The sequence below is a fragment of the Streptomyces sp. NPDC058469 genome (assembly GCF_042721125.1).
Taxonomy (GTDB): Bacteria; Actinomycetota; Actinomycetes; order Streptomycetales; family Streptomycetaceae; genus Streptomyces.
Genome location: NZ_JBHXME010000260.1, coordinates 1 through 9,501, shown reverse-complemented (window position 1 = coordinate 9,501; position 9,501 = coordinate 1). Strand labels below are relative to the sequence as shown.

12 protein-coding genes and 1 pseudogene are annotated in these 9,501 nt (G+C 70.4%); 11 read left to right on the top strand and 2 right to left on the bottom strand.

Translation table 11 applies throughout. The annotated features are described in order from the left end of the window. The first annotated feature begins 157 nt into the window (after positions 1-157). The 6 genes and pseudogenes from ACFWP5_RS50240 (at position 158) to ACFWP5_RS50215 (ending at position 3,868) form a co-directional block, all read left to right on the top strand. Positions 158-547, top strand: coding sequence for a sortase-dependent protein (locus ACFWP5_RS50240; RefSeq protein ID WP_384173429.1), 390 nt, complete (start codon positions 158-160; stop codon positions 545-547). Next, positions 544-1,167 carry a class F sortase gene (locus tag ACFWP5_RS50235; protein WP_384173426.1) on the top strand — a complete coding sequence of 208 codons (624 nt, stop codon included), beginning with the start codon at positions 544-546 and terminating at the stop codon, positions 1,165-1,167. The genes ACFWP5_RS50240 and ACFWP5_RS50235 overlap by 4 nt, the downstream gene beginning before the upstream one ends. Before the next feature lie 70 nt (positions 1,168-1,237). Further along, positions 1,238-1,729, top strand: a complete 492-nt coding sequence (locus ACFWP5_RS50230) for an RNA polymerase sigma factor (protein WP_384173423.1) — start codon at positions 1,238-1,240, stop codon at positions 1,727-1,729. Beyond that, positions 1,713-2,231 carry a hypothetical protein gene (locus ACFWP5_RS50225; RefSeq protein ID WP_384173421.1) on the top strand — a complete coding sequence of 173 codons (519 nt, stop codon included), beginning with the start codon at positions 1,713-1,715 and terminating at the stop codon, positions 2,229-2,231. The genes ACFWP5_RS50230 and ACFWP5_RS50225 overlap by 17 nt, the downstream gene beginning before the upstream one ends. Positions 2,232-2,292: 61 nt before the next feature. Then, a pseudogene (locus tag ACFWP5_RS50220) lies at positions 2,293-3,270 on the top strand (carboxylesterase family protein); the annotation flags it as partial. A 157-nt stretch (positions 3,271-3,427) separates the two neighbouring features. Continuing rightward, positions 3,428-3,868 carry a carboxylesterase family protein gene (locus tag ACFWP5_RS50215; RefSeq protein WP_384173432.1) on the top strand — a complete coding sequence of 147 codons (441 nt, stop codon included), beginning with the start codon at positions 3,428-3,430 and terminating at the stop codon, positions 3,866-3,868. A gap of 235 nt (positions 3,869-4,103) precedes the next feature. On the opposite strand, the gene ACFWP5_RS50210 is transcribed toward ACFWP5_RS50215, so the two are convergent. Then, entirely contained in the window at positions 4,104-4,241 is a 138-nt protein-coding gene (locus ACFWP5_RS50210) for a hypothetical protein (protein WP_384173418.1), read from the bottom strand. A 21-nt stretch (positions 4,242-4,262) separates the two neighbouring features. On the opposite strand from ACFWP5_RS50210, the gene ACFWP5_RS50205 reads away from it, so the two are divergent. Genes ACFWP5_RS50205 through ACFWP5_RS50195 form a run of 3 tightly spaced genes read left to right on the top strand, consistent with a single transcriptional unit; the run spans position 4,263 to position 5,737 of the window. Next, on the top strand, positions 4,263-4,475 hold the full coding sequence (locus ACFWP5_RS50205; protein ID WP_384173415.1) for a hypothetical protein: 213 nt from the start codon (positions 4,263-4,265) through the stop codon (positions 4,473-4,475). After that, positions 4,472-5,158 carry a carboxylesterase family protein gene (locus tag ACFWP5_RS50200; RefSeq protein WP_384173412.1) on the top strand — a complete coding sequence of 229 codons (687 nt, stop codon included), beginning with the start codon at positions 4,472-4,474 and terminating at the stop codon, positions 5,156-5,158. The genes ACFWP5_RS50205 and ACFWP5_RS50200 overlap by 4 nt, the downstream gene beginning before the upstream one ends. Before the next feature lie 51 nt (positions 5,159-5,209). Next, on the top strand, positions 5,210-5,737 hold the full coding sequence (locus ACFWP5_RS50195) for a hypothetical protein (RefSeq protein ID WP_384173409.1): 528 nt from the start codon (positions 5,210-5,212) through the stop codon (positions 5,735-5,737). On the opposite strand, the gene ACFWP5_RS50190 is transcribed toward ACFWP5_RS50195, so the two are convergent. Beyond that, positions 5,730-6,881, bottom strand: a complete 1,152-nt coding sequence (locus tag ACFWP5_RS50190; RefSeq protein WP_384173406.1) for a serine hydrolase domain-containing protein — start codon at positions 6,879-6,881, stop codon at positions 5,730-5,732. The genes ACFWP5_RS50195 and ACFWP5_RS50190 overlap by 8 nt on opposite strands. Positions 6,882-7,168: 287 nt before the next feature. On the opposite strand from ACFWP5_RS50190, the gene ACFWP5_RS50185 reads away from it, so the two are divergent. Together ACFWP5_RS50185 and ACFWP5_RS50180 are read left to right on the top strand one after the other, a co-directional pair. Next, a complete protein-coding gene (locus ACFWP5_RS50185) occupies positions 7,169-8,452 on the top strand; it encodes an alginate lyase family protein (RefSeq protein WP_384173403.1) in 1,284 nt (427 codons plus the stop codon). 73 nt (positions 8,453-8,525) lie between these two features. Continuing rightward, positions 8,526-9,501 (top strand): sigma-70 family RNA polymerase sigma factor (locus tag ACFWP5_RS50180; RefSeq protein WP_384173400.1); only part of this gene is annotated, 976 nt, incomplete at its 3' end.

The window sequence follows — 9,501 nt, the reverse complement described above, 5'->3', positions numbered from 1 at the left end:
CCCTTGGGGCCACCCACCGATGGGCCCCTCGAACGACTTTGCCCGCTCTTTACAACCCGCCCTCCCGCTGCCTCGTCTCTCCGTTCGATCAGTGACCCGCCCCACCGCCGAACGGTCCGAGGGACCCGGTGGGGCGGCCGACGAGAGAGAGCGATTCATGCGCCGAACTGTCCTCAGCGCCCTGGCACTCGCCTGCGGTGCCGTGCTGGCGAGCACCGTGCCCGCGTTCGCGGCCGGGGCCTCCGCGTCCCCGACCCGCGCCCCGTCCGCCTCGCCGTCCGCGGCGCCGAGCGCCACCAGGGCGCCGACCCCGGCCCCCACCGCCGAACCCACCCGGACCGCGAGCGCCGCACCCTCCGCCGAAGGGACCGTCGCCCCGAGCCAGGTCGCCGAGGTCCCCAGCGGCGCCCCGGACACCGGTGTCACCTCGGTGTCGAAGTCGTCCGACGACCTGACGACCGGGCTGGTCGGCGGGGGAGCCGCCGCGCTGGTCGTCGGCGGCGGCGCCTTCGTCGTCGTACGGCGTCGGAGGACGACAGGCGTATGACCTCGCTCTCCAGGCGCGCCTTCGTCACCGCGGCGACGGCATCGCTGCTCGTCGGCTGCGGTGGCGGGCACGGGACGACCTCGGCCGCGAACGCCCCTCAGGGACAAGGGAGTTCGACGCCTTCCGGACGGCCCTCCGCGCAACCCCCGGCCAAGGCGGCGCACGCCCTCACCCGTTCCGTCCCGGTCACCCTGCGCGTCCCGGCGATCGGGGTCGACACCCCGGTCATGCAGCTGGGGCTGGCCTCGGACGGCACCGTGCAGGTGCCGCCGATCACGGCGCACGACCGGGCGGGCTGGTACCGGCACTCGCCGACGCCCGGCCAGACCGGGCCGTCGGTGATCCTCGGTCATGTGACGGTCGGCGCGTACGGGGACGGCGTCTTCCGCCACCTGGCGAAGCTGCGCAAGGGCGACCGGATCGAGGCGGGCCTGGAGAACGGCACGACGGCCACGTTCACCGTCACCACCGTACGGACGGTCGCCAAGGCCGACTTCCCGTCGGACGAGGTGTACGGGAACGTGGACCGCCCCGAACTGCGTCTCATCACCTGCGGCGGGACCCGCACCGGTTCGGGCTATCTCGACAACGTGATTGTCTTCGCCACGCTGACCGAGTGAAATCCCGTACCCCCGTATCCCCCACAGCCCGTACCGAGTACGACGTACCACGTCACGACCATGGAGAGCGTTGAAACGGTCCCGCGAGAGGGCAGCGTCCGAACTGTTCGCCGCCGTCTACCCGCGCCTCGCCGGCTGGTGCCGCCGTCTCGTCGACGACGACGAGACGGCGCACGAGATCGCCTCCGAGGCGTTCACCCGGCTCTGGGCCCGCTGGACGAACGTGGCGGAACCCCGCGGCTTCCTCTACGTCACCGCGGCCAACCTCGTCCGTGACCACTGGCGCAAACTGGAGCGCGAACGCCGGGCCGTGCGCCGCGCCACCACGGAGGAGGCGATCCGCCCACCGACCGAACAGGAAGACCCCTCGGTACGGCTGCTCGTGCAGTCCCTGCCCGAACGGCTGCGCGTCCCGATCCTGCTGCACTACTACGCTGACATGCCGATCCGGGAGGTGTCCGTGCTCACCGGACGCAAGGAAGGAACCATCAAGGCCGACCTCCACGCGGCCCGCGAACTGCTCCGCGCCCACCTGAGGAGAAGCCTTGACCACACACTTTGACGAGGGAGACGAGGGCCCGGACATCGACCTCGACGACCCCCTCACGGTCATCCTGCGCCCCTCCTCCTCCGAATACCTCGGTCCGCCCCCCGGCCGCTACGAGTCGATCCGCCGCGGCGCGAACCGCCGCCGCCTGCTCCGCGCGACGATCGGCGCCGGAGCGACCTGCGCGGTGATCGTCCTCGCCGCGCTCCCGTTCCGCCTGGCCCACCACGACTCACCCACGACCCCCACGGTCCCGCTCGCCCCACCCCCCGCGAGCAGCAGTCCTACGGCCCCGCCCTCCTCGTCCGCGACGAGGGCACCCAGCCCCACCGCGAGCCCGAGTTCCCCCGCCGGCTCCCGGAACCCGAGCCGCACACCGGTCCCCACCATGGAACCGTCCACGGCCCCGACGGCTTCGGCATCGGCATCCGCCTCGGCACCTGGATCGGCGCCCGCCTCGTCCTCGGCGACCGCACGCTCCGTCGAGCCGTCGGCCGTCCAGACGTACGCGCGGTAACTCCTGCGCCCGCAGGGGCAATTGCAGCCAATCCTTCCGCACCGCCCTGGCAACCGTTAGCGTGCTCGGCCTGGGGCTGCTGTCCCCGATCGCCGTACACGCACTGAAGTCGGCTCCCGCATCAGGGAGTTCAGAGCACTCATCCCTGGTGGTGTCCACCGCCACCGGCAAGGTCGCGGGCCAGGCCCAGACCGGATACGACGCATGGCTCGGCATCCCCTACGCCGCCACCCCCACCGCCGCCAACCGCTGGACGGCACCTCGACCGGCCGCCGCCTGGAGCGGTGTTCGCGACGCCTCCCGCTTCAGCGACCGCTGTTCACAGCCCTCCGGCTGGGACCCCGGTTACGAGAAGGCGATCACCACCGAGGACTGTCTCGACCTCAACGTCTATGCCCCGCAGGGGAGTAGAGCCAACACCCCGGTCGTCGTGTGGATCCACGGCGGCGGCTTCCTCGGTGGCGCAGGCCAGGACACCAACCCGCGCAAGTTCGTCCAGCAGACGGGCGCGATCGTCGTCACCGTCAACTACCGCCTGGGCCCGCTCGGTTATCTGAACCTGCCGCAACTGCGCGCCGAGAACGCCAACGGCGTAGGAAACTACGGCCTGTTGGACCAACAGTCGGCGCTGCGCTGGGTGCGGTCCAACATCGGGCACTTCGGCGGCGACGCCAGGAACGTCACCATCGCCGGCCAGTCCGCGGGCGGCAGTTCGGTCTGCGACCAGCTCGCCTCGCCCACCGCCACGGGCCTGTTCGCCCGTGCGGTCATCATGAGCGGCAGCTGCGGCCTCCAGACGGCGGCGGCCGGTGAGACCCAGAGCCAGGCCTTCGTCAAGGAGATCGGCTGCGCCACCGTCTCCGACGTCCTCGCCTGCCTGCGCGCCGAACCCGCCTCCGCGATCGTCACCGCCCAACTGAAGGCCCCCGTCCGCCCGTCCCTCGGCGGCACCGCCTTCCCGGTCGACCCGGCGACGGCCGTACAGACCGGACACTTCACCAAGGTCCCGGTCATGCTCGGCCAGACCAACAGCGAACGCGGCCTGTTCACGTTCCAGACGTACGACTACCTCGGCACGCCGATGACCGCCGACCAGTACACCCAGGCCGTGAAGTCGGCTCACCGCCTACCCCACCCCGGGCCAGGCCTGGACCGCCGTCCAGAACGGCTCGACCTCCTACGACCGCCGGCAGTTGATGGCGCGGCTGTCGAAGTGGGTGCCGACGTACGCCTACGAGTTCGCCGAGAGCGACACCCCGCACTTCACCTCGATCTACCGGCTCCAGCAGAAGAGCGCCACGGCCAGCGACTTCCCGTTCGGCGGGGCCATCCACGTCGACGACCTCGGCTACCTCTGGGACTACCTTGGCCAGACCCTGCCGTACGACGACGACCAACTGGAGCTGTCCCGGCAGATGATCACCTTCTGGGACCGCTTCACCACGACCGGCGACCCGAACGGCTCGGGCACGCCGAACTGGCCGAAGTGCAGCACCAGGACAGGGGAGTTGATGTCCCTGAAGGCCTGCGACACCGCCCCGTCGAGCAACCGGCCGCCGGCGGCCTGCTCCAAGTCCACCCGTGACTTCGTGCAGGAGCACGACCTGGACTTCTGGCAGAGCCCAGGGGCGTCGTGAGGCAACCAACTCATCGTGGGGCGAGGCGGGTTCGCCACCTCCTCGCCCTCCTCGCGGCACTTCTCCTGACCGTGGGCGGCAGCACGGCCGCCGCCCACGGCTCCACCACCCGGCCTCTCTCGCCCCAGGTGACCCACACCCGCACCGCCCCCACCGGCTACCAGGTCACCTTCCGCTACCGGGACCCGAAGGCCACCCGCGTCCAGATCAAGGGCGAGTGGTACTTCGCGAACCCCTACGAACTGCCCGCCCTCTCCAGCCCCGAGGGCAGCACCATCGAGACCCCGGGGACAACACCCGCCCAGTGGCGGCCCGGTGACATCCCGATCGCGTATCCCAACTCCCCGGCCGCCAACTGGCCGGTGGTGGACATGAAAAGGGGCGCCGGGGGAGTGTGGACGTACACGACACCCTCCCGTCCGGCGTCTTCACCTACTCCTTCTACGTCGACTGCGCCGACCCGGCCCAGACCGGCTGCACGGCACGCTCCGACCCGGCCAACCCGCCCTGGAACGAGCACAACGGCAAGGCGATCGGCACGGTGGAGGCCACCAGCCAGGTGTCGCGAAACCGCCGCTGTTCCGGCCCGTCGTGGACGGTTGGGTGATCCCTTCGGGCTACGGCACGACGTACGCGTCCGGCGCCCAGAACAGCGTCTTCTTCCTGGCCGGCAACAATCTCGACGAGAGCGGCGCCGTACCGGAGACCGCCTTCGACTACTGGCGCGAGGCCGGCTATCCCGGCAGGCCGGGCGCGCCCCCCGTCCACGTCACGCTGGCGGACTGTGCGAGCGCGGCCCGGCAGAAGTTCGGGTCGATGGCCGACGAGTTCCTGAGGCTGTACCCCGCGACGACCGACGACGAGGCGGCCCTCGCCAGCAACGACGCGATCCGCGACAACTCCCGTGTGTCCACGTACCTGTGGGGCACGAGGTGGACGCGGTCCGTACGTGAACCGGTCTACACGTACTTCTGGACCCACCGCCCGCCCGGCCCCGACCACGACATCCGGGGCGCCTACCACGGCTCCGAGATCGCCTACGTCTTCGACAACCCGACCCCGTACTGGACCGACGAGGACCGCGCGATCGGCGACACCATGTCGTCCTACTGGGCGAACTACACCACCACCGGCAACCCCAACGGCCCCGGCCTCCCGACCTGGCCCGCCTACGACCCGAAGTCCCCCACGGTCATGGAGGCCGGCGACCACTTCGGCCCGATCCCGGTCGCGAGCAAGGCGAAGACCGGCTTCTGGAGGAGGTTCTTCCTGACGCAGGACGCGTGGTGACGGGGCGAGGACGGTTTTGAACGTGTTCAATTCCAGGCGTAGGCTACCGCCATGAACGACAGAGCCGCCCTCCTGAAGGGCATCCGCGCCTGGCTGGTCCTGTTCGTCGTCCTTCTGGTGCTCAGCGGCGCCACCGCCTTCCCGCTGGTCCACGAACTCCGCTGGACCGAGGACGTGTTGAGATCCCTGTCCGTACCGCACTACCTGCCCACCCTGATGGACTGGATCGTGCGGGTGCGACAGGGACTCGACACCGCCGACACCGACTACCCCTTCCTCCTCTACGGCACGGACTGGCTGGCCTTCGCACACCTCGTCATCGCGGTCGCCTTCTACGGCCCGTATCGCGACCCGGTCCGCAACGTCTGGGTCGTCGAGTTCGGGATGATCGCCTGCGCCGGGATCGTCCCGCTCGCCCTGATCTGCGGGCCGATCCGCGGAATTCCCTTCTGGTGGACGGTGATCGACATGTCGTTCGGGGTCATCGGGATCGTCCCGCTGTACGTCGTACGGAAGAAGATCAAGCGACTGGAAGCAGCGACTCTCGCGTCAACTCCCGCTCCGGCGCTGGCTACTTGAGTGCCGCCAGTGCGATCCGCTCCGCGACCGCGTTCATCGACTCGCCCTTCGCGTCCGTCGAGTTGACCGAGTAGACGAGGGTGCGGGACAGGTCGCGGGTGGCGAGGACGACCGCGCTGTAGCCGTACCGGGCACCCGACTTGAGCCAGTACACCTTGCCGCCGTACTCGAATCGCTGGAACCCCGCGCTGTAGCTGGCGCCCTCGATGCCCGCCGGAACAGTGAACATCTCCCTCAACTGCGGCCCCGGCACGATCCGGCCCCGGAACAGCGAGGTGATCAGCCGCTCCAGGTCGGCGGTCGTCGAGATCATGTCGCCGGCCGCCCAGCGGTCCGCCTGGTTCCAGTCGGTGACGTCCACGAACCTCGTTGTGCCGTCGGCCTGTTGGACGGTCTGGTAGCCGTGGTTGTGCGGGCCGAGGATGCGCGGGTCGGTGCCGGGGAAGTACGTGTCCCGCATGCCCGCCGGGCGCAGGACGAGCCGGGTGGCCTCCGAGGCGTACGAGTGTCCCGTCACCTTCTCGATCAGCAGGCCGAGGATCGTGTAGTTGATGTTGAGGTAGTCCTGCTGCTCGCCGGGGCGGAACTCGGGTCCCTTCGCCACCGCCGACGCCACGACCTGCCGGGGCGTGAGCGTGTCGAAGCGGTGCGCGTACTGGTCCTCGAAGGCGTCCCCGAAACCGTCACCGGCCTGGATGCCACTGGTGTGGTTCAGCAACTGCCGTACGGAGACGGGCTCGAAGGCCTTGGCGAGCAGCCCCGGCAGATAGCGCTGGATCGGTGTGTCCAGGTCGACCTTCCCCTGCGCCACGAGCCGCAGCACGGTCGCCGCGGTCACGACCTTCGTCGTCGAACCGGCCCGGAAGCGCGCGTCGGGATCGGCGGCGGCACCACTCTCCAGATCGTGCACACCCGCGCTGCCGCGCCAGGTCCCGTCCGTGCCTCCCACCCGTACGAGAGCCGCCGTCGCGTCGGAGTCCGGGAGCCCGACGAGCGCGGCGCGCAGCGCTTCGGCGTCCGGTCCGGCCGTCTGCCGCGCGGTGGCCGCCGGGGACGCGGCGAACGCGGGCACGGCCAACGGCCCTGCCGCGAGGGCGAGTACGAGGGAGGCGGTGAGGACGGTGGTGCGGGGGCGGACGCGCATCGGCTGCTCCTGGGATCTGCGGCGGGACGGGTGTCGGTGATCAGCCTTGTCCGGTACGGCCGTCCGCGGATCGTCGGCGAGGAGGGGCCCGACCCTGGTGTGTCCCGGATCAACTGCCGTACTGCACAAGGGCTTTGCCGGGGATGCCCCCTACGGGATCCAATCCGGCGATGTACCTGGCGCCGCACCCGGCGTCGCACGTGGCGCCGCAAAAACTGTTATCGCGGAAGCCTTCACCCCGTCTCCCACTGCGTCCGCACTTTCCCCACGCACAGGAGCCCCTCCACATGGCCACCAGCGCACGCGAGCCCGCCAACAAGCACCGCCTCACCCGCCGAGGCCTCTTCACCATCGGTGGCGGAGTCGCGGCGGCGGGAGTGGTCGGCGGCGGGATCGCCGCGTTCTCCGGCGGTGGGGCCGACGCCGCGCAGACCGGCACGGTCATCGGCACCGCGACCGCCCGGCCGCAGGCCCTCGCGCACCCAGGCATGCTGCACAACGCCGGCGACCTGCACCGCGCCAAGGTCCGGGTCGCCGCCCGCAAGGACCCCTGGCTGAAGGGCTGGACGCGCCTCGCCGACAACCGGCATTCCGCCAGCACGTGGCAGCCCCGCCCGCAGGCAGTCGTCGTACGCGGCGGCACCGGCCAGAACTACGTCACCCTGTACAACGACATCCACGCCGCCTACCAGAACGCCCTGCGCTGGAAGATCGGCGGCACCAAGGCCAACGGCGACACGGCCGTCGCCATCCTCAACGCCTGGTCGGCCACCCTCACTTCGGTCAACGGCAACGCCGACCGCTTCCTGGCCTCCGGCATCTACGGCTACCAGTTCGCGAACGCCGCCGAACTCGTCCGCGACCACCCGCACTTCGAGTTCGCCCGCTTCAAGAAGATGATGCTCACGGTCTTCAAGACGATGAACATCGACTTCCTGACCAACCACAACACCGCCAACATCACCAACTACTGGGCGAACTGGGACCTGTGCAACGTCGCCTCCCTCATGGCGATCGGCATCCTGTGCGACGACCGCGCCACCTTCCAGCGCGCCATCACCTATATGAAGTCCGGCGCGGGCAACGGCTCGATCAAGCACGCCATCCCCTTCGTCTACGCCGGCCAGGACCTCGCCCAGTGGCAGGAGAGCGGCCGCGACCAGGGCCACACCATGATGGGCATGGGCCTCATGGGCGCGATCTGCGAGATGGCCTGGAACCAGGACGTCGACCTCTACGGCTACCTCGACAACCGGTTCATGAAGGCCGCTGAGTACGTCGCCAAGTACAACCTCGGCGCGGCCGTGCCCTTCACGACGTACGCCTGGCGCAGCGGTCAGGGCAACGGGCGGTACACGGAGCAGCCTGTGATCTCCGACATAGCCCGGGGTGCCGTGCGCCCGGTTTGGGAGGTTCTGTACAACCACTACGCCCGACGGCGACGCCTCTCCACCCCGTTCATCACCCTCATGGCTGAGAAGGTGCGTGCGGAGGGCGGTGGCGGCGACTACGGCCCGAACAGCGGCGGTTTCGACCAACTGGGCTTCGGGACGCTGCTGTACAGCAAGTGACACCGACGTGCACCGAATGGCACCGACGTACAACAAGTGACATCAGGTGACACCGGGGAGGGTGAGGGGCGACGTGGACGGGCGACAGTGGCGCTCCACCATCGCGGCGGCGCAGGCCGGTGACCGGCGGGCGCTGGACGAACTGGTCGCGGGCTGGCTGCCGTTGGTCTACAACGTGGTCGGCCGCGCCCTCAACGGCCATGCCGACGTGGATGATGTGGTCCAGGAGACGATGCTGCGCGCCGTCGACCACCTCGGCTCGCTCCGCGACCCCGACAGCTTCCGTTCCTGGCTGGTGGCGATCGCCATGCGCCAGATACGGGACCGGGCGCGCCGGAAATCACCGGACCGGCTGCCCGACGGCCTGCCGGGAGACGCCGCCGACTTCGCCGAACTGACTGTCCTACGGCTCCAGTTGGAGGGCCAGCGGCGCGAGGTCGCGGAGGCGGTGCGCTGGCTCGACGACGAGGACCGCCAACTCCTCTCCCTGTGGTGGCTGGAGGTCGCGGGCGAACTCACCCGCCGCGAACTGGCATCGGCGCTCGGCATCAGCCGCCAGCACGCGGCCGTCCGCGTCCAGCGGATGAAGGAACGCCTGGAGACCGCCCGAGGCGTCGTCCGCGCCCTCGACGGCGCCTGCCCCGACCTCCGCGCCACCACCAGCCGCTGGGACGGCCGCCGCGACTCGGTCTGGCGCAAACGCCTGGCCCGGCACCTGCGCGGCTGCGCCTACTGCGGCGACCCCCGCGAGTCCGTCGTTCCGGCGGAACGCCTCCTCGTCGGAATCGCCCTCGTCCCACTGCCGATCGGCTTCGCGTTGTCGCTGGCGTTCGGCGCGAAGACGGCGGCAGCTGCGGCGGGGTTGGCGGGGGCGGCCTTCGCGGGGGGGGCGGGTGGCACGGCCGGGGTGGCGGGGGTGACTGGTGCGGCGGGCTCCGTCGGGGGCGCAGGTGCCGCGGGGTTCGCAGGATCGGCAGGAGCTTCTGGCGTTGCGGGCGCCGGGGGCGTCGCCGGTTCCGCAGGCGCAGTTGGCTCGGCGGGGGCCGCAG

Coding starts and splice junctions, on each gene's coding strand:
- ACFWP5_RS50240 (WP_384173429.1), top strand. CDS start 158: ATGCGCCGAACTGTCCTCAGCGCCCTGGCACTCGCCTGCGGTGCCGTG.
- ACFWP5_RS50235 (WP_384173426.1), top strand. CDS start 544: ATGACCTCGCTCTCCAGGCGCGCCTTCGTCACCGCGGCGACGGCATCG.
- ACFWP5_RS50215 (WP_384173432.1), top strand. CDS start 3,428: ATGGCGCGGCTGTCGAAGTGGGTGCCGACGTACGCCTACGAGTTCGCC.
- ACFWP5_RS50210 (WP_384173418.1), bottom strand. CDS start 4,241: ATGTCCACCACCGGCCAGTTGGCGGCCGGGGAGTTGGGATACGCGATC.
- ACFWP5_RS50195 (WP_384173409.1), top strand. CDS start 5,210: ATGAACGACAGAGCCGCCCTCCTGAAGGGCATCCGCGCCTGGCTGGTC.
- ACFWP5_RS50190 (WP_384173406.1), bottom strand. CDS start 6,881: ATGCGCGTCCGCCCCCGCACCACCGTCCTCACCGCCTCCCTCGTACTC.
- ACFWP5_RS50185 (WP_384173403.1), top strand. CDS start 7,169: ATGGCCACCAGCGCACGCGAGCCCGCCAACAAGCACCGCCTCACCCGC.